This is a genomic window from Mariniflexile maritimum (assembly GCF_009746565.1).
Taxonomy (GTDB): Bacteria; Bacteroidota; Bacteroidia; order Flavobacteriales; family Flavobacteriaceae; genus Mariniflexile; species Mariniflexile maritimum.
The window spans coordinates 132,337-152,402 of record NZ_WRPN01000007.1 but is presented as its reverse complement, the minus strand read 5'-3'; the positions used below and the strand labels follow the sequence as shown (position 1 = coordinate 152,402).

The 20,066-nt window shown below is 37.5% G+C and carries 20 protein-coding genes; 7 read left to right on the top strand and 13 right to left on the bottom strand.

From position 1 onward, the window contains the following. Positions 1 to 10: 10 nt before the first annotated feature. Positions 11 to 682: a 16S rRNA (cytidine(1402)-2'-O)-methyltransferase gene (gene rsmI, locus GQO80_RS10755; protein ID WP_157208361.1), complete on the bottom strand. Its 672-nt coding sequence runs from the start codon at positions 680 to 682 to the stop codon at positions 11 to 13. Between the two features lie 162 nt (positions 683 to 844). Then, entirely contained in the window at positions 845 to 1,585 is a 741-nt protein-coding gene (locus GQO80_RS10750) for a hypothetical protein (protein WP_157208360.1), read from the bottom strand. A gap of 107 nt (positions 1,586 to 1,692) precedes the next feature. On the opposite strand from GQO80_RS10750, the gene GQO80_RS10745 reads away from it, so the two are divergent. The 6 genes from GQO80_RS10745 (at position 1,693) to GQO80_RS10720 (ending at position 8,339) form a co-directional block, all read left to right on the top strand. Further along, a complete protein-coding gene (locus tag GQO80_RS10745; protein ID WP_157208359.1) occupies positions 1,693 to 2,340 on the top strand; it encodes a thymidine kinase in 648 nt (215 codons plus the stop codon). After that, positions 2,333 to 3,442 carry an alanine racemase gene (alr, locus tag GQO80_RS10740; protein WP_157208358.1) on the top strand — a complete coding sequence of 370 codons (1,110 nt, stop codon included), beginning with the start codon at positions 2,333 to 2,335 and terminating at the stop codon, positions 3,440 to 3,442. The genes GQO80_RS10745 and alr overlap by 8 nt, the downstream gene beginning before the upstream one ends. Positions 3,443 to 3,504: 62 nt before the next feature. After that, a complete protein-coding gene (gene mscL, locus GQO80_RS10735; protein WP_157208357.1) occupies positions 3,505 to 3,906 on the top strand; it encodes a large-conductance mechanosensitive channel protein MscL in 402 nt (133 codons plus the stop codon). A 136-nt stretch (positions 3,907 to 4,042) separates the two neighbouring features. Further along, positions 4,043 to 5,032, top strand: coding sequence for an aspartate-semialdehyde dehydrogenase (locus tag GQO80_RS10730; RefSeq protein WP_157208356.1), 990 nt, complete (start codon positions 4,043 to 4,045; stop codon positions 5,030 to 5,032). A 173-nt stretch (positions 5,033 to 5,205) separates the two neighbouring features. Continuing rightward, on the top strand, positions 5,206 to 7,350 hold the full coding sequence (locus GQO80_RS10725; protein ID WP_157208355.1) for a prolyl oligopeptidase family serine peptidase: 2,145 nt from the start codon (positions 5,206 to 5,208) through the stop codon (positions 7,348 to 7,350). Positions 7,351 to 7,424: 74 nt separating this feature from the next. Continuing rightward, the gene (locus tag GQO80_RS10720; RefSeq protein ID WP_157208354.1) at positions 7,425 to 8,339 is read left to right on the top strand and encodes an ABC transporter ATP-binding protein; all 915 of its coding nucleotides are present in this window, start codon (positions 7,425 to 7,427) and stop codon (positions 8,337 to 8,339) included. Positions 8,340 to 8,409: 70 nt separating this feature from the next. Here GQO80_RS10720 and accC read toward each other — a convergent pair whose 3' ends face one another. The 6 genes from accC to pdxA form a co-directional block, all read right to left on the bottom strand. Continuing rightward, positions 8,410 to 9,762 carry an acetyl-CoA carboxylase biotin carboxylase subunit gene (accC, locus tag GQO80_RS10715; RefSeq protein ID WP_157208353.1) on the bottom strand — a complete coding sequence of 451 codons (1,353 nt, stop codon included), beginning with the start codon at positions 9,760 to 9,762 and terminating at the stop codon, positions 8,410 to 8,412. 82 nt (positions 9,763 to 9,844) lie between these two features. Beyond that, positions 9,845 to 10,324 carry an acetyl-CoA carboxylase biotin carboxyl carrier protein gene (accB, locus tag GQO80_RS10710; RefSeq protein WP_157208352.1) on the bottom strand — a complete coding sequence of 160 codons (480 nt, stop codon included), beginning with the start codon at positions 10,322 to 10,324 and terminating at the stop codon, positions 9,845 to 9,847. Between the two features lie 22 nt (positions 10,325 to 10,346). Then, positions 10,347 to 11,348, bottom strand: coding sequence for a beta-ketoacyl-ACP synthase III (locus GQO80_RS10705; RefSeq protein ID WP_157208351.1), 1,002 nt, complete (start codon positions 11,346 to 11,348; stop codon positions 10,347 to 10,349). Between the two features lie 180 nt (positions 11,349 to 11,528). Next, positions 11,529 to 11,732, bottom strand: a complete 204-nt coding sequence (gene rpmF, locus GQO80_RS10700; protein WP_157208350.1) for a 50S ribosomal protein L32 — start codon at positions 11,730 to 11,732, stop codon at positions 11,529 to 11,531. A 9-nt stretch (positions 11,733 to 11,741) separates the two neighbouring features. After that, positions 11,742 to 12,281, bottom strand: a complete 540-nt coding sequence (locus GQO80_RS10695) for a YceD family protein (RefSeq protein ID WP_157208349.1) — start codon at positions 12,279 to 12,281, stop codon at positions 11,742 to 11,744. 73 nt (positions 12,282 to 12,354) lie between these two features. Further along, positions 12,355 to 13,401, bottom strand: coding sequence for a 4-hydroxythreonine-4-phosphate dehydrogenase PdxA (pdxA, locus tag GQO80_RS10690; RefSeq protein WP_157208348.1), 1,047 nt, complete (start codon positions 13,399 to 13,401; stop codon positions 12,355 to 12,357). Between the two features lie 65 nt (positions 13,402 to 13,466). Between pdxA and GQO80_RS10685 the strand changes: the two genes are divergently transcribed. Further along, positions 13,467 to 14,063, top strand: coding sequence for a riboflavin synthase (locus tag GQO80_RS10685; RefSeq protein ID WP_157208347.1), 597 nt, complete (start codon positions 13,467 to 13,469; stop codon positions 14,061 to 14,063). Here GQO80_RS10685 and GQO80_RS16005 read toward each other — a convergent pair. The 5 genes from GQO80_RS16005 to GQO80_RS10665 form a co-directional block, all read right to left on the bottom strand. Next, a complete protein-coding gene (locus GQO80_RS16005; RefSeq protein ID WP_394351002.1) occupies positions 14,060 to 14,257 on the bottom strand; it encodes a PID-CTERM protein-sorting domain-containing protein in 198 nt (65 codons plus the stop codon). The genes GQO80_RS10685 and GQO80_RS16005 overlap by 4 nt on opposite strands. Before the next feature lie 370 nt (positions 14,258 to 14,627). Further along, positions 14,628 to 14,717, bottom strand: a complete 90-nt coding sequence (locus GQO80_RS16000) for a T9SS type A sorting domain-containing protein (protein WP_394351004.1) — start codon at positions 14,715 to 14,717, stop codon at positions 14,628 to 14,630. Between the two features lie 270 nt (positions 14,718 to 14,987). Further along, positions 14,988 to 15,872, bottom strand: a complete 885-nt coding sequence (locus GQO80_RS10675; protein WP_157208346.1) for a carbohydrate kinase family protein — start codon at positions 15,870 to 15,872, stop codon at positions 14,988 to 14,990. Between the two features lie 41 nt (positions 15,873 to 15,913). Then, the gene (locus tag GQO80_RS10670; RefSeq protein WP_157208345.1) at positions 15,914 to 18,106 is read right to left on the bottom strand and encodes an alpha-galactosidase; all 2,193 of its coding nucleotides are present in this window, start codon (positions 18,104 to 18,106) and stop codon (positions 15,914 to 15,916) included. Positions 18,107 to 18,319: 213 nt separating this feature from the next. After that, on the bottom strand, positions 18,320 to 20,062 hold the full coding sequence (locus tag GQO80_RS10665; RefSeq protein WP_157208344.1) for a RagB/SusD family nutrient uptake outer membrane protein: 1,743 nt from the start codon (positions 20,060 to 20,062) through the stop codon (positions 18,320 to 18,322). Positions 20,063 to 20,066 lie beyond the last annotated feature (4 nt).

Here is a 20,066-nt window from a genome sequence, read left to right as displayed (position 1 = left end):
TTGATAAATATTAATTTTTTCCTGCAACTACAATTACAATCTCCCCTTTGGGTGGTTTGTTGGTGTAATGGTTTAAAACCTCCTTGGCTGTGCCCCGAATGGTTTCTTCATACAGTTTTGTTAATTCCCGCGAAACCGAAACTTCTCGATCTTCCCCAAAGTACTCACAAAAATGGGCTAAGGTTTTTTGTAGTTTATGCGGACTTTCATAAAAAATGATGGTTCGGGTCTCTTCGGCAAGTAATAGCAAGCGTGTTTGCCTGCCTTTTTTAACGGGTAAAAAACCTTCGAACACAAATTTATCGTTTGGCAATCCAGAATTTACCAAGGCTGGTACAAAAGCGGTGGCTCCTGGTAAACAATCAACCTCAATGTTATGTTCTATGCAAGCGCGGGTCAATAAAAAACCGGGGTCGGATATGGCCGGCGTTCCTGCATCGCTTATCAATGCTACCGTTGTACCGCTTTTTAGTTTTTGAATGAGATTTTCAACCGTTTTATGCTCATTGTGCATGTGGTGCGATTGCATGTGCGTTGAAATTTCATAATGTTTTAAGAGTTTGCCCGATGTGCGGGTGTCTTCGGCAAGTATTAAATCGACTTCCTTCAAAACTTCAACGGCTCTAAAGGTCATGTCCTTTAAGTTCCCAATGGGTGTTGGCACAATGTAGAGTTTACTCATAGGGATTGGGGTGTTGGTTTTTTTTTAAGGTGTTTTTTAAAAATATAAATTAGATTTTTTGGCCTAGGTTTTAAAACCCAAATGGAAATTTAAAAAATGCTGTTTATCAGTTACTTAAGAAAGTATTTGTTGTTGTTTGTACAGTCAACATTGAAAAAATCCTTAAAATCGATTTTCAATAAGTTGAAGAAAACGTGCCTCGGTTTCTTCTTGATGTAACCAGTTGTTGTAATCGGGTTTTACAATTTCCAATATAAACTGTTTCGCATTTTCAAACGAATCGAAGGTATTGAGTTGCGAGATAACACGTTCGTAATCTTCGCTTTTCCCTTCAAATAAATGTTTTATAAAGGCTAGTTTATCGTTTAGCCCAATGTTTAGTTTATGGGTTTTTAAGGTATCGTTCAACGATTTTTTTTCGTTTGAATTTCCGTTTTGTGATTTGGTAACAGGCTCAAAAATGGGCATGCTATGAAAACCGGCCAATAAATCGTCGAAGTCGTTTTTGTGCGACACGTTTTTAGTGCTGGCCTGTTCTAAAATCACGTCAATTTCTTCGGGTTCGTTTGGCATGTGCTTCACCATATCCTTAATGGTTGTAATGCCTTGTTCCATAATGGCATCGTCTTCAACTTCATCAAGATTGATAAAAATTTTATCTTCAACTTCAATGGTGTCGCTAATTTTATTGTTAAATGCATCGTCCAACATGCCAAAAAAGGACGAATCGCTGCCTATGGTGGGCAGGTCGCCTTCAAAATTCTCGTTGGCAAATTTCAATACCGATAGTTTTTCAAATAGTACGGCAACTTCGGCATGCATTTTTATAACATCTTCTTTTCCTTTTAGTTTAAGAATTCTATGGGCAATACTAATTAATTCCGATTCTAACTTCTTCTTCATTATTATAATTTTTTTAATTAATGCTGTTTAGGCTTTTAATTTTTAATAAATTTACGCCACCTATACACAAACGAATGTTCGTTTTATTTTAGTGTTAAAATTACAAAATGTTTCTTGAAAATACCGTAAATCATAAAGAACAATTTGGTTGGATTGAAGTTATCTGTGGCTCCATGTTTTCAGGAAAAACCGAAGAACTCATCCGAAGGCTCAAACGTGCGCAGTTTGCAAGGCAAAAGGTTGAGATTTTTAAACCTGCCATCGATACGCGCTACCATGAAGATATGGTGGTGTCGCACGATGCCAATCAAATACGCTCTACACCGGTGCCCGCCGCGGCAAACATTCCTATTTTGGCAGACGGCTGCGATGTGGTTGGCATTGACGAAGCCCAATTTTTTGATGACGAAATTGTACGCGTATGCAACGATTTGGCAAACAAAGGTGTACGCGTTATTGTTGCCGGTTTGGATATGGATTTTAAAGGCAACCCCTTTGGCCCCATGCCCAGTTTAATGGCAACCGCCGAATATGTTACCAAAGTACACGCCGTTTGCACGCGCACCGGCAATTTGGCGCAATACAGCTACCGAAAAGCCCAAAACGACAACTTGGTATTGTTGGGCGAAGTAGATGAATACGAACCACTAAGTAGGGCCGCTTATTACAAGGCCATGACCCGCGATAAAGTTAGAAACATGAAAGTGAACGAGGCCGAAGAAATAAACCCCAAAACGCAAGCACCCAATGCCTAAAGCACAAGAAACCGTACTTGAAATAAACTTAAATGCCCTAAAAAATAATTTTGGCTATTTAAAATCAAAATTAAACACCAATACCAAATTTATGGCCGTTGTAAAGGCATTTGCCTACGGTAGTGATGCCTGCGAAATTGCCCATTTTTTGCAAAACCAAAACGTCGATTATTTTGCCGTAGCCTTTGTGAGTGAAGGGGTAGCGCTTAGAAAAGCAGGTATTACCAAACCCATTTTGGTACTGCATCCGCAAGCCATCAATTTCAAAACGTTGATTGAACATTGTTTGGAGCCCAGTTTGTACAACCCAAAAATATTGAATGAGTTTATAACGGTCGCTTCCGCGGAAAACCAAGTCCACTATCCTGTTCATATCAAGTTCAATACGGGCTTAAACCGTTTGGGCTTTTCAAAAAATGAGATGGATTTAATTGCAGAAAGGTTGAAGGAAACAACCGCCATCAAAATAAAATCCATTTTTTCACATTTGGCCGCCAGTGAAGATTTGAACGAAAAAGAATTCACACTAAACCAAATAGAAAAATTCAAAACTATTGCTAAAAATGTAACCGAAAAGTTGGGCTATAAACCCATGCTTCATATCTGTAACACATCAGGTATCCTAAATTATCCCGAAGCGCATTTTGATATGGTACGAAGCGGTATTGGCTTGTACGGTTTTGGAAATTCAGAAAAAGAAAACAAAAACTTCACGCCCATTGGTACCCTAAAAACCATTATTTCGCAAATCCATACCATCAATAAAGGCGAATCCATTGGTTACAACCGTGCCCACATAACCCATGAAACACTAAAATCGGCCACACTTCCCATAGGACATGCCGACGGTATTGGAAGGCAATACGGCAAAGGCAAAGGCTATGTAACCATCAATAACCAAAAAGCCCCTATTTTAGGAAATGTTTGTATGGATATGATTATGGTTAACGTTACCAACATTGATTGCAACGAAGGTGATGAGGTTATTTTATTTGGTCCAAAAAATACCGCGGAAACGCTTGCCGAAACCGCCAATACCATATCTTACGAGCTTATTACAAGCATCTCCCAGCGGGTAAAACGTATTTTTGTTCGTACATAAAAATTCTGTGACTTTTTTATTATATTAGTGTCTTATTAATTTAACCATAAAAACCAAATAGTATGCTAAAAGAATTTAAAGAGTTTGCAATGAAGGGCAACCTTGTTGACATTGCGGTTGCTTTTGTTATGGGTGCTGCCTTTAACAAAGTGGTTACCTCATTTACCGCTGGCATTATATCGCCATTGGTAGGATTGATTTTCCAATCCGATTTCAATGAACTAAAGTACGTTATTAATCCCGGAGTAGTGAACGATGCGGGTGAAGTAACCGGTGAAATTGCTGTACTTTACGGAAGTTTTATAACCAGTTTGATCGATTTTATCATTGTGGCATTCGTGATGTTCATGCTTATAAAAGGCATTAACAAAATGAAGAAAAAAGAAGAGCCAGCACCAGCAGCACCAGCGGGCCCAACCCAAGAAGAGTTATTGACACAAATTAGAGATTTGCTTAAAAAATAACAAATTGTTAAATAAATAACAATGTGTTATTTGTTGTTAAAAAGCCTTTGTTTACCGAAAACAAAGGCTTTTTTTTCGCTTAAAAAAAGAATTAATAAGTAGTTTTGCGCTGTAATTTTTTAAACTCATAAATAAAATGAAAGTAGCTGTTGTAGGCGCCACCGGTATGGTAGGCGAAGTCATGCTAAAAGTATTGGAAGAACGCAACTTCCCTGTAACCGAATTGTTATTAGTAGCATCCGAACGTTCGGTTGGAAAGATAATAAACTACAAGAACAAAGCATATACCGTTATTGGTTTAGCTGAAGCCGTAGCCGCTAAGCCACAAATTGCCATATTTTCAGCGGGTGGCGACACGTCATTGGAATGGGCCCCTAAATTTGCCGAGGTAGGTACCACCGTAGTTGATAATTCTTCCGCATGGCGCATGGACCCTACCAAAAAGTTAGTAGTTCCTGAAATAAATGCCAACATCTTAACAAAAAACGATAAGATTATTGCCAACCCAAACTGCTCGACCATTCAAATGGTATTGGCTTTATCTGGACTCCATAAAAAATACAAAATGAAACGAGTGGTTGTCTCAACCTACCAGTCGGTTTCGGGCACGGGCGTTAAGGCCGTAAAACAATTGGAAAATGAAATTGCAGGTATAGAGGGTGAAAAAGCCTATCCATACCCCATTAGCCGAAACGTGTTGCCACAATGCGATGTGTTTTTAGAAAATGGCTATACCAAAGAAGAAATGAAACTGGCCAGAGAGCCTCAAAAAATATTTGATGACAAGACCTTCTCGGTAACGGCTACTGCGGTTCGCGTTCCTACTTCTGGAGGTCATTCTGAAGCGGTAAACGTACAATTTGAAAACGATTTTGATTTGGCCGAAGTTCGTAAAATAATAAGCGAAACGCCCGGTGTTATTCTTCAAGATAATCCTGCAACAAGCACCTACCCCATGCCTATCTTGGCACACGATAAAGACGAGGTTTTTGTAGGCCGCTTAAGAAGGGACGAATCGCAACCCAACACCTTAAACATGTGGATTGTGGCCGATAACCTTCGTAAGGGTGCCGCAACCAACACCATACAGATCGCCGAGTATTTAATTGCTAACAACTTGGTGTAGTTTCAATATTTAAGCCTATTATCAAAGCTTCTGCAATTCATGTGGAAGCTTTTTTTTATCTTTGGGAAATTGACTATTTTTCAGCGCATGCAACAAGCCTATACAGCTTCATTATAACAACCGTAATGATTAATGCTGCATGACATCTGAAGATAAAAAACAGATTTAAACGAATGAAACGAATATTAATGGGTGGTTTTGCTTCCTTGGCGCTTGTAGCTTGCAAAATAGAATCCTCAGAAAAAAACAAAGTAGTGGTGAATTACCCTGTAACAAAAACCGTTGATAGCACAGATACTTATTTTGGTGAAACCGTAACCGACCCGTACCGATGGCTTGAAGACGACCGCAGCAAAGAAACCGAAGCGTGGGTAAAGGCGCAAAACAGCACCACGGCTAAGTACTTAAGTCAAATTCCGTACATCAATTCGCTTAAAGAGCGCCTTTCTAAAATCTGGAACTACGAAAAAATTGGCGCTCCGCATCAAGAAGGCCATTATACCTATTTCTCAAAAAACAACGGCCTACAGAACCAAGATGTTATTTACAGAACACAAAACAATAAAGAAGCTGAAGTTTTTTTAGACCCAAACACCTTTTCTAATGATGGCACCACCTCATTGGACGCGCTCACTTTTTCAAAAGACGGTAGCCTACTGGCCTATTCCATTTCAGAGGGTGGCAGCGATTGGCGAAAAATTATCGTGATGGATACCGAAACCAAAAAAACCATTGAGGATACGCTTATTGATGTGAAATTTACACAAATTGCGTGGTACAAAAATGAGGGATTTTATTATTCAAGTTACGACAAACCCCTAGGAAGCGAGCTTTCGGCAAAAACCGACCAACATAAAGTATATTACCATAAATTGGGTACTTCGCAAAAAGAAGATGCTTTGATATACGGAGGCAATTCGGCAGAAAAACACCGCTATATTTACGCCAACGTTACCGAGGATGACCGCTATTTAATCCTTACGCCCCGTAACTCAACTTCGGGCAACAAACTGTTTATTAAAGACTTATTGCAAAAAAACAGCCCATTTATCACGGTTTTAAACGTAGCGGATAGCGACACCAATATAATAGATAATAGGGGTAGCCAGTTGTTTTTGGTAACCAACCTAAACGCTCCAAACAAAAAAATCGTTTCGGTTGATGCTTCTAACCCAACCCCCGAACATTGGGTGGACGTGATTCCTGAAACCGAATTTGTTTTAAGCGCCTCTAAAGGAAGTGGTTATTTTTTTGCCAATTACATGGTTGATGCCATTTCTAAAGTAAAACAGTACAATTATGAGGGGCAATTCATTAAAGAAATTACGCTTCCTGGTTTGGGTACGGCCGCTGGCTTTAGCGGAAAAAAAGACTATCCGGTGCTTTATTATGCATTCACAAATTACAACACACCTTCAAACCTATACGAATTTAACCCAAAAACGGGAGAAACCAAGTTGTATTGGAAACCAAAAATCGATTTCAATAGTGAAAACTACATAAGCAGTCAGGTTTTTTACACCTCAAACGACGGTACTAAAATACCCATGCTTATTACCCACAAAAAAGGAATAAAACTCAATGGAAAAAACCCTACCATGCTTTATGGTTATGGCGGTTTCAATATTAGTTTAACCCCTACCTTTAGCATTACCAACGCCGTTTGGATGGAACAAGGAGGTATATTTGCAGTTCCCAATTTACGCGGTGGTGGCGAATATGGCAAAAAATGGCACGATGCAGGTACCAAAATGCAAAAGCAAAACGTTTTTAACGATTTTATAGCTGCCGCCGAATATCTAATAGCCAAAAACTACACGTCATCAAATTATTTGGCCCTTCGGGGCGGTTCTAACGGCGGGTTACTGGTAGGTGCGGTTATGACGCAACGCCCAGACCTGGCAAAAGTAGCGCTTCCCGCAGTAGGCGTTTTGGATATGTTGCGTTATCACACGTTCACTGCCGGTGCAGGTTGGGCCTACGATTATGGAACCGCAGAGGATTCCAAAGAAATGTTTAATTATCTAAAAAGCTATTCCCCTGTCCATAACGTAAAAAAGGGCATTTCGTATCCCGCAACTTTAATAACCACGGGCGATCATGACGACCGGGTTGTGCCAGCTCACAGTTTTAAATTTGCCGCCGCATTGCAAAGTAAACAAACAGGGACCAACCCAACATTAATTCGCATTGAAACTGATGCAGGGCACGGCGCAGGAACACCCGTTAGCAAAACCATTGCACAATATGCCGACATTTTTGGTTTCACACTTTATAATATGGGATTTAAGGATTTACCTTTTAAACCGAAAAAATAAGAAACAGCGAATACATTTAATTTTTTAGGCCTCACAGGTTTTTGAAATCTGTGAGGTCTTATTTTAATCATGCTATGCTTCAAGTTAAAAACCTAACCTTCAGCTATAAAAAACAACCCGTTTTAGACGCTATCAATTTTTGTGTAAATGCAGGCGAACATTTTTCAATTATTGGCGAAAGTGGCTCTGGCAAAAGCACGTTATTAAAATTGCTTTACGGTACCTACGATTTAAACAAAGGCCATATTTTTTGGAAGGAAAACGAAATTTTAGGCCCAAAATACCATTTAATTACGGGGCCAGATTACATGAAATATGTGGCACAGGAATTTGATTTGATGCCATTCATTACAGTATCCGAAAATATTGGAGCCTTTCTTTCTAACTTTTATCCAGAAGAAAAACAAGCACGCATCAATGAACTTTTGGAAGTTGTGGAACTACAACCATTTGCCCACACAAAGGTTAAAGAACTAAGTGGCGGCCAAAAACAGCGCGTTGCCATTGCCCGGGCCATTGCCAAATGGCCCGAAGTTATTTTATTGGACGAACCCTTTAGCCATATCGATAATTTCAGAAAACAATCGTTACGCCGAAGTTTATTCAGGTATCTAAAAGAAAAAAACATTACCTGCATTGTATCTACACATGACAAGGAGGATGTTTTGTCCTTTTCAGACCAGATGATTGTGCTCCATGAAACTAAAATAATGGCCAAAGGCACCCCTCAAGAGCTGTTTAAAAATCCGAAAAACAAATTGATTGCTTCGTTTTTTGATGAATTCAATGAGCTTGACCATATAGGAATTACTTATCCGCATCAACTTAAAAAAGTGGATGCTTCGCCTTTAAGGGGCATTGTAACACAATCCTTTTTTAAAGGGCATTATTATTTAATTGAAGTTAATTTAAACGGTAAAAGTATTTTTTTTGAACATGATGAAGCATTGAAAAAAAACGAATCCATTTGTCTTTCAATTACGAGATGATTTTCAATTTTTAGATTGATAAAGGAATAAAAAAACCGCCTCAGATGTGAGACGGTCTCCTAGTTTTTATTTATTCTTCAACTTGTTTTTCTAAAACAAAATCTTCCATAAACTTCGTGGTGTAATTGCCCGCTAAATAATCGGGGTGTTCCATTAATTGCCTATGGAATGGAATGGTTGTTTTCACGCCTTCAATAACAAACTCGTCCAATGCACGTTTCATTTTGCTTATGGCCTCTTCCCTGGTTTGGGCAGTAGTGATTAATTTAGCGATCATGGAATCGTAATTTGGCGGAATGGTATAACCTGCATACACATGGGTATCTAACCGCACGCCATGACCACCCGGGGCATGCAACGTTGTGATGGTTCCTGGTGAGGGGCGAAAGCCATTAAAGGGATCTTCGGCATTGATACGGCACTCGATGGAATGTAACTTGGGTAAGTAATTTTTTCCAGAAATGGGCACTCCAGCAGCCACCAAAATTTGCTCGCGTATCAAATCAAAATCGATGACTTGTTCGGTAATGGGGTGTTCCACCTGGATACGCGTATTCATTTCCATAAAATAGAAATTACGGTTTTTATCCACTAGAAACTCGATGGTTCCCGCACCTTCGTATTTAATGAATTCCGCAGCTTTAACAGCAGCTTCTCCCATTTTTTTACGAAGTGCATCCGTCATAAACGGCGATGGCGTTTCTTCGGTCAATTTTTGATGGCGACGTTGGATTGAGCAATCGCGTTCTGATAAATGGCAGGCTTTTCCGGTAGAGTCGCCCACAACCTGAATTTCGATATGGCGTGGTTCCTCAATAAGTTTTTCCATGTACATATCGTCGTTCCCAAAGGCCGCTTTACTTTCTTGACGAGCCGAGTCCCAAGCATCTTTTAAATTTTCCGGTTTCCAAACTGCACGCATGCCTTTTCCGCCACCACCGGCCGAAGCTTTAAGCATCACGGGGTAACCGGTTGCTTTGGCTATTTTTTCACATTCTTCAAATGTGGTGATAACCCCGTCGCTTCCCGGAACACAAGGTACGCCAGCAGCTTTCATGGTTGCCTTCGCATTGGCCTTATCGCCCATACGATCAATCATTTCTGGAGAAGCACCTATAAATTTGATACCGTGCTCTTCACAAATTTTTGAAAATTTGGCGTTTTCCGATAAAAATCCGTAACCTGGGTGAATCGCGTCGGCATTGGTAATTTCCGCAGCAGCGATGATATTCGACATTTTTAAATAGGACAGGGCGCTTGAAGCTGGCCCGATGCAAACCGCTTCATCGGCAAACTTAACGTGCAAACTTTCAGCATCGACTGTTGAGTAAACGGCAACGGTTTTGATGCCCATTTCTTTACAGGTCCTTATAATTCGAAGCGCAATTTCGCCTCTATTGGCAATCAATATTTTTTTAAACATAAATTCTTCAAATTTTCAATATTCAAAAAACAAATTCCAAAAAATTGTATTGGAAATTGGGAATTGAAAATTGGGATTTATATTACGATGGATCGACTAGGAATAAAGGTTGGTCGAATTCTACTGGTGAGGAATCGTCCACTAAAATTTTAACTATTTTTCCTGAAACCTCTGATTCTATTTCATTGAAAAGTTTCATGGCCTCAATAATACATAGTACATCGCCTTCTGCAATGGTTTGCCCTACCTCAACAAACAATGGTTTGTCTGGTGAAGGTTTCCTGTAAAACGTTCCAATGATGGGCGATTTTATGGTAATGTATTTTGAGGTCTCGGCTACTGGTGCAGCAGGAGCTGCGGCTTCGGCTACTGGTCTTGGCTCAGCAACGGGTGCCATGGGCTGTGGTAATTGAGCTGCAACAGGTGCATATTGTATGGCCGTTGCTTCTGGGTCTGGCCCAGTTTTTATGGTGATTTTAATATCGCCCATTTCTAATTTAACCTCACTTGCTCCCGATTTGGCAACAAACTTAATTAAGTTTTGAATTTCTTTAATATCCATAATTATACGAATTAGTTAATGGTTAGTTTCTTGAATTATAGGCCCATTTCAAATAAATGGCGCCCCAATTAAACCCGCCGCCAAAAGCGGCAAATATAATGTTATCTCCTTTTTTAAGTTGCGATTCATAATCGCTCAACAATAGTGGTAATGTTGCCGATGTGGTATTACCGTATTTGTGAATGTTTATCATCACTTTTTCTTCTTCCAGCTCAATACGTTGTGCTGTTGCATCGATAATACGTTTGTTGGCTTGGTGTGCTGCCAACCAGTTAACGTTTTCCTTTGTTAAGTTATTTCGTTCCAATATTTTAACAGTTGCATCGGCCATATTGAACACGGCGTTTTTAAATACCGTTTTTCCTTCCTGAAAAGCGTACTGGCCGCCTATTGCCATGGCTTCGGGCGTTAATGGGAACGAAGACCCGCCATAGGTTGCCTGTAAAAATTCCCTACCTGTGCCGTCGCTTCGCAAATATTCATCCTGTAGTCCTAGGCCTTCTTCATTGGGTTCAAACAATACGGCGCCCGCGCCATCGCCAAAAATAATGCAGGTTGCCCTATCGGTATAATTGATGATGGACGACATTTTATCGGCCCCAATTAACAATACGTTTTTGTATTTGCCCGATTCTATATAACTGGCGGCAATGGACATACCGAACAAAAAGCTGGAGCAAGCGGCATCCATATCAAAAGAAAAGGCGTTTACGGCGCCAATTTGAGATGCCGTATAGGACGCTGTTGAAGCAGCCTTCATATCGGGGGTTGCCGTTGCAACGATAACAAGTTCAATGGTTTTGGGGTCTATCCCTTTTTTATCGATAAGGTTTTGTGCCGCTTTGATGGCTAGGTAAGAAGTACCTTTGCCTTCGTCTTTAAGAATGCGACGTTCTTTTATTCCTGTTCTTGACGTTATCCATTCATCGTTTGTATCAACCATGGTTTCAAGAATTTGATTGGTTAATACATATTCTGGCACATAAGCGCCAACAGCGGTAATGGCTGCTGAGATTTTTATCATAACTTTAAAGTTAAATTGACCAAAAAATCGTTAAAATTGAACAAAAACATACAAAATTTCGCAAAAATCGTTGAAGTTTGACGAAATAAGGTGCAAAGTACGAGTTTTTGTGCTGTTGAAAAAACATATCATAAAAAAAACGCTCACATGTGAGCGTTTTATTATATGCATGCATAATTTTTATGCAACGTTTTCTACGGCCTCAGAGTTATCGATCAATACTTGACCTCTGTAGTACAATTTGTTTTCGTGCCAATGTGCTCTATGGTATAAATGAGCTTCCCCTGTTGTTGGGCAAGTAGCAATTTGTGGCGCAGTTGCTTTGTAGTGGGTTCTTCTTTTATCTCTTCTTGTTTTTGAGATTTTTCTCTTAGGATGTGCCATTTTTTATGTTTATTTATCCGTTAATAGTTTCTTTAATGTATTCCATCGAGGATCTATTTCCTCTTCAGTGTCTTTTTCTTCTTTAAGCTTTGGGCTTAGTTCTTCTAATTTTTTAAGTATGTCGGAATCTAAGGTGCCATCTTCAACACCTGGGTGAATCCGTTTTATAGGTACTGCCAGTACAATTAATTCGTAAATGTATTGTTGGATATTGATTTCATAAGTGCCATGTGGAACGATTAGGATGTCGGTATCTTCATCATTATATTCGTCTCCAAACTTGACCACCAAATCAAACGCATTTTCTATGGGTTGGTTGTAGGGCTCGTTGGTAACATCGCAATTCACGTTTACAAATCCTGACATTTTAAAGTTTAACTCCAGTAAGGTTGTTTTTTTATCCAATACAACATTTACATCAACGTTAACGTTGTTAAACTCTTCATACTCAAAATATTCAAAGAACGGGTTTTCAATTTTATACTCAAAAAGGTGCTTTCCTAACTTTAATCCTACAAATGGGATCGTAAACTCTTTTAACGGCTTCATTATCACATCTATTTTGAGCCTGCAAATATATAAATTTTTATTTAAGCAACATGACTTATAAACATTTTTTTGTTTACATCTTTTGACGGGACTTTTGCAGTGGATTTGAAGTAAGTTCTTCGTATTCAATCCGGTTTTTATGTATTTGAAGAGCGGCAAAAACAGCTTCCTTAAAAGAATTGGAATCGGCAACGCCTTTTCCGGCAATTTCGTAGGCCGTTCCATGATCGGGCGAGGTTCTAATTTTATTCAATCCTGCCGTAAAATTCACGCCATGGCCAAACGATAAGGTTTTAAAGGGAATTAACCCTTGGTCGTGGTAGGTGGCTACAATGGCATCGAAATTTTTATAATTGTTTGAGCCAAAAAAACTATCGGCGGCATACGGGCCAAAAACCAGTTTGCCGGCATCCTTCAGTTTTTGTAGCGTTGGCCTTAAAATGGTATCATCTTCATTGCCAATAACCCCATTATCGCCGGTATGCGGGTTGATGCCCAAAACGGCTATCTTTGGTCGAACAATCGCAAAATCCTTTAAAAGCGAGTTGTAAACAGTGGTTATTTTATTTACGATTAATGCTTCCGATAGGTGCTCTACAATATCTTTAACCGGTACATGATCGGTCAATAAACCCACCCTTAACGTATCGGTTACCATAAACATAAGGCTTTCGCCTCCTAGCTGTTGCGCCAAATAATTGGTATGCCCTGGAAAATTAAACGCTTCCGATTGTATATTGTGCTTGTTAATGGGAGCGGTTACCAACACCTCAATGCTGCCTTCCTTAAGCGCCTTGGTTGCTGCCTGCAGCGATTTTATGGCATAGGCGCCTATTTTTGGGTCTTCTTTTCCAAACTCAATGTTTACAGGTTCGTTCCAACAGTTAAAAACATTAACCTTTGCGGTAACCACTTGGTTTAAGCTATTAATAATATTGAAATTGATTTCGGAATTAAAATGTGTTTTGAAAAAATTCATGGCTTTCGCCGAAGCAAAAATAACTGGGGTACAAAATTCTAGCATGCGTGCGTCTTCAAATGTTTTTAAAACAATTTCACCGCCAATGCCGTTTAAATCTCCTATGGAGATGCCAACTACTATATTTTCTGATTTCTTCATTAAGAATGACAACTTTTGTTTGTAATTTTGATGGTACAAATTTAGTTAAATAAACAGACAATACGATGTTTACAGGAATTATTGAAACTATGGGCGTTATTTCAAATTTGAAAACAGATTTGGGCAACCTCAACATAAGCATTAAAAGTAGCCTTACGCCAGAACTTAAAATAGACCAAAGTGTATCGCACAATGGGGTTTGCTTAACCGTAACCCATATAAACGCCAATGAATACACCGTTACGGCCATACAGGAAACCCTAGATAAAACCAATTTAGGCCATTTAAAAATTGGGGATAAGGTGAATTTGGAACGCGCCATGAAATTGGGCGATAGGCTAGATGGCCACATGGTACAGGGCCACGTGGACCAAACCGCCGTTTGCACCTCTATTGAAGAAGCCAATGGCAGTTGGGTTTTTACGTTTCAATACGACGCCACGTTAAACAACATCACTATTGAAAAAGGCTCTATAACCGTAAACGGCACCAGCTTAACGGTTGTAAACTCTAAACAAAATAGTTTTAGCGTTGCCATAATACCTTATACCTATAACCATACTAATTTTAGTACGTTTAAAGAAGGTACACTGGTAAATTTAGAATTTGATGTTTTAGGGAAATATGTAACAAAACTGTTACAACTGGAAAAAAAAGACTAAAGCTTGCTTTTGCTGAACCATAATTTTTTGGCGCCGTAAAATATACCAGCCACTAGGCCCATTAACACACCTCCATCAATAGGAAGACCTATAGGCGGCGGCGGACCAGGGGGCGGCAATGCTTGTGCTGCACATACAAAACTTATTAAAACAAATAAGATTGAGGCAATTATTCTTTTGTTTTGTATTATCATTTGTTAACAAATGTATAAAAAAAAGCGAGCGAACAAAATAAATACCTGCATTATATTGAAAAAAACATCTGTGAAATGCTAATTATCATCGACGAAATGCAAAATATTTCTATTTCTTATAATTAAAAACGCTTTTCTGAGACAAAAAGTATTTTCATTTAAAAAAACAATCCCTCATTTTTTTATTAACTTCACAAATATATACAAAATGGTATAAAAAAGAAATTTAAACGGATTGATTTACAATAGCTTTAAAAAAAACTTACAATTAGCAGATTGTGTAAAACAAATCTAGTTTATACAATTAAGGAACAAACCATGAACCAAGAAGCCGTAGGGTAACAGAACATGCTTCTTTGTTTGTTACTATCTATTTTTTGAGAATTTTAGATACGTGACTGCCTTTTTCGGCAACTATTTTCAACAAATAGATGCCTGGAGGCATTCCTGATAAATTTATCTGCTTTTTCTATGTTAAAATAACTGATTTCTTATATAGAACTCGGGTTTTTAAAGTGTTTAAACCACCGCAAAAACTAAAGTCTCCATGCTGGATTTGCAACAGGGTTACATTTTGTTTACCGTGCTATTTTAAGAAAAAAAATGATGCTATTGGGGAAAAGGGCGTGAATTTTTAAATCGGTATATTTTAAAAGCCAATACCAAGCAGATCCTAGCCATTATAAACATTTTTTAAATGAAACATTAAGAAAACTCAAATTATTAATATTCAATATGGATTGATAAATGCATCAATATCCGAATGTAATAAAACAGGATTAGCCCCTTCGCTTTGCGCGACCATGGCACCCACTGCGCAGGCAAAATCGATGGCCTCTTGTGGATTCACTTTGTTTAACAGTTGACTTATTAACGCGCCTAAAAAGGAATCGCCCGCACCAACGGTATCAATTACTTTAATTAGATAACCACTATTATAATAAAACGTATCATCATACAATAATACAGCACCATGATGCCCTTTGGTTACGCAAATGTGTTTGGTATTAGTTTTTTCAGAAACAAACCTAATGTTCTGTTCCATAGAGCGGTATTTAGAGTCTAAATACCCACTAACCTCATACAATTCATCATCATTAAACTTAATAAAATCAGCTTCATTCATTAATTTTATTAGCAAATCTTTTGTATAATATGGTGGTCTTAGATTTAAATCAAAAATTTTATAATTTGCAAGTTCTATTAATTTAAACAAGGTATTTCTTGAACTTTCATCTCTTGCTGCAAGACTTCCAAAAACAAAAGCATCTGAATTTTTAACGGCGTTTTTATTTATTTCAGTTAGTCTTATTTTATCCCAAGCTCTTGGGTATTTAATATCGTATGAAGCAGAACCTTTTTCATTCAGCATCACTTTTACTTTCCCAGTTTTATATTCATTGTGTACTTGAATACAATTAGGATTAATACCAACTTCCTTAATGTAATCAAGCAATTTGGTGCCATTTCCACCTTCTCCAATAGCACTAATCATGGTGACGTTATTTCCTAACGCCTGCAATCTATTGGCAACATTTAAAGGAGCTCCTCCTATTTTTTTATGCGTAGGAAACACATCCCATAACACTTCTCCGAAACATGTTATTTTTGCCATATAATCTTCTTTTAATATTCAACAAGTAATTGAAAAATATCTCAATTTACTCCTTCAATCAATAATATTACACTTGTCCTTTTAGTATCTATTTCAGGATTTATACCTACTGTCATTAAAAAATCACCAGAATAAACAACCAATTCATTTAATGTGGATTTCACCCCTGGATATAGATTTATTTCTTTAATACTGTATTTTTTATTGGCATCTAACCCTTTCAATTTAATAGGTCGCTTGGTCATTCTTTCCATAAACCTATTAGAGCTGAGATAATTAAACATAATAGCCTGAGATTGATTATTATTGACATACATTAAAGACGCAAACGGGTTTTTATACGGACTAGACAAACGATATTGTTCGCCATGAAGCACCATATTTTTAAAACCATTGTAATTTTTAATAGCGGTTTTCGTGAAACCCAAATCTTTCTCATTCATGTGGCTCACATCAACATCAAACCCTAATTTCCCCATACTAGCTACATCAACCTTAAATTTAATGGGTTGATTTCCCCAATTAGTTACATGGCAATCCATTGTTATCGCAGGAAAAAAATAGGAATAATTCCATTGAAGAAAAATACGTTCGATAGGATCGGTATCGTCACTTGGCCAAAATTCAGTAAAATATTTTAAAAACTCATAATCAGCTCTTCCACCACCGCCAGAACATAGCATCATAGGCACTTTAGGATATTTTTCTCTAATTCTTTCTAGTACTTTATAAAGTCCTAAAACATAATCCACATAAAGATGTGTTTGCGAGATTCCTTTTTGCAGCTGGTAGGCAGAATAAGCATTGTAAATCACCGCATTACAATCCCACTTTATAAAAGCTATTTCTGGGTTTTGCGTAAATAGGTTATCGACCACATCATATATAAAATCTTGTACTTCCGGATTAGTTACATCCAACACCATCTGGTTACGGTATAATTTTTCAGGACGTTCTGGTTGCTTAATAATCCAATCTGGATGATTTTTAAACAATTCACTTTCCGGATTTGCCATTTCTGGTTCAATCCAAATTCCAAATTTTACATTATTCTTTTTGGCTTCTTTTACCAAGTAACCTAATCCATTTGGCAATTTTTTTCGGTTTTCCTGCCAATCGCCCAATCCTGCATCATCATTATTTCTAGGATATTTATTTCCGAACCAACCATCATCAAGTAAAAACAAATCCAACCCTAAATTTTTTGTATCTTTAACTAATTTAGAAAGTTTAGTTTCATTAAAATCAAAATAAGTAGCTTCCCAATTATTCAAAAGGGTTAATCTATCTCCTTCACCATCTAAAACCCTGTATTTTTTTGCCCAAGATTGCAATTGTCTGGATGCCAAACCTGTCCCTTTATTAGATATTGAATAAATAAGCGAAGGTGTTTTAAAAGTTTCATCCTTTTTTAAGTAATAATTGGACTCATAAGGGTTAATACCTGCAATTAATCTTAAGTTTTTATATGAATCTATTTCAAAATCTATTTTATAATTTCCACTCCAAGCTAATTGACCAAGTAAAACCAATCCATCACCTTCGCTTTGAGGGTTTTCAAATGAAACAATGAAATTAGGAGTTCCCAATAACATGGCACGTGTACCTAATTTTGACTCAATTGTTTTTAAACCTTGAGTGAGCTTTTCTTCTATAGGCTGCATTTCTTTTAAATACTCCCCTTGAAAATGTGTTAAATAAAAATCCTTATTAGTAAAATATAAATTTGCTGAGGCGTACTTATTTAATTCAATGGTATCGGTCTCATTATTGGTTATTTCTGTCCATTGTTCTACCACATTTAAGTTTGACCAAACTTTATAATTTAAAACCACTTTTAATTTATAAACTGGGTCTTTTAATGTAATTTTTGTAATGGTTTCTTCATTATTTACCTCAGTTTTTACATTAACAAAATGTAATTCGGTAGATAAATTTCCATCAAAATGTTTTACTTGTAAGGCAGGCTCAGATAAGTTCCAAGTGCCTGACGGGGTATATGCGGCATTATACATACCCGCATTTGAACTAGGAAAATAATATTGCTCATCAATATGTTTATAATCTGAATTATCACTTAATTTTTTACCGAAGTAACAATTCCATAATCGATTTTGGTTGTCCGTTTTAAAAACCATCGCAAAATCTTTGGTTTCTACAGGAATTATAGTTTGTGCGCTACAATAAGAAATGACAAAAAATAAAATAATCGCTTTATTAAATTTAATTTTCATGATATATGCTTTATGTCCAATATTATTTTATATTGCAGATAGTAACATTTGAGGCAGGCAAAAAATTTATAAGCAGAAAAACATTCTTAAAAATCTCAACAAGAATAGGAGTTTAAAACTCCTTTTTTTTAATATTCCAGAAGCCTTTAAGTTATAAAGACTTCTGGAATTAAAAAAACTAACTCAAAAAACTAAACAATTTTATGATTAAAATTAATATCCAGGGTTTTGGTCATACAATCCACCCGTAAAATCAATTTCTCTTTGTGGAATTGGGTAATATTCATCTCTGCCTGCTGTAAATTTTGCATTGGAAAGAAAATCTTTTCTTGTTTTTTCTACCGCTAAATAGGCATTAAGAACAGGTTCAGCAATCCCCCATCTCACAAGATCAAAAAACCTTGGCCCTTCCATACCAAACTCCAAACGTCTTTCAAACATTAAAGCCTTCCAAGCATTATCTTTAGACATACCCATGGGGTACATGCCTACATTATAAATGTTTGAAGCTCCAGCATCAATTTGTCTTTGCGTACTTGCCGCTGCACGGGTTCTAATTTGATTAATAATGGTTACACCTGCATCTACTTGATTTAATTGAATTAATGCTTCTGCCTTAAATAACAATACATCAGCATAACGTATAAAATCTATATTTTTTGAAGTTCCAACAAACGGACCTTCTTTAACATAGCATGAACAATCTGGTGCTTGTTGCTCTTTCATATTGCCAAAATAGCCATACACACCTGGGTCTCTTGCCCAACTAAAGTTATAAATCATGTCACCAGTATTATTTACGGTATTGCGATATTTAAATGGACGACCAGGTATACCAACTGTGTGATCAATTCTTGGATCTACTGTAATACCAGGAGCCAATGGCGTCTCACCATTTCCATCAACAACATTAAAAATGCTTGTATTATTAAACGTATCTAATAAAGGTAACCCTGAAGTATCCGTTTGGAACGCATTTACCATATTTTGGCTAGCCAAATGGAATCCACAACATCCATATAATCCAGTACCATGTGGTGAGTTTAACCCCGTAACAAAACTTGTCCTACCAACAGTTGTACCATCATTTATAGAAAACTGAACAGCCCAAATAGATTCTGGACCATTATCAAAACCATCAAGGAAATTATTCCCATAATCTGCTTCTAAAGCTCCTGTAACATCATCGGCGTAATCAATCACTTCTTGTAATCTTGCAGCATTGATATTAGTTACCTGATGGGAGTCATTTTGCTCATAAGCTTGATATAAACGCAATTTTGCTAAATAAGCAGCAGCAGCATTTTTATCGGCTCTACCAACTTGATCTTGAGATTGTGGCAACGTGTTATAGGCAAACAAAAAATCGTCTGCTATTTTATTCCATAAGGCATCGTTATCTATATCATTGGAAGTTGATGCTTTCTCCTCAGCGGTCATATCTTCAGTTATATAAGGTATTTTTTTGAAAATCAGTTTTAACATAAAATGACAGTGCGCTCTTAAAAACCTAAGTTCAGCTTGTCTGATAGCTTTGTTTGGATAGTCTCCATCTGGAATGATGTTAATTACAGATAAGGCAAAATTAGCTCTTGAAATGGCTCTATAATAAAGTGTCCACGTTCTTGGTGTCATCCAGTCGCCCTGATCTGCTGCAGTAAGGTTATATTGCTCATATTTATCTACAATATCAACGTCACCACGACCCCCGCCTCCTTTATAAGCGTCATCAGAACGTACGCTACCGTAAACCCATTGAGAGGTTAATGGTCCAATCATATCATCGTTACCAATTGCAGCATAAGCCGCTATAACTAATGCCTCTGCATTATCAGCCGTTGCAACATTTTCACTAGAGAGTACACCCTCTGGTTCGTATTCTAAAAAATCGTTGCTGCATGCAGACAATATTATTGTTGCAAGTAAACAGCCAATTATCTTTATATTTTTTTTCATGACT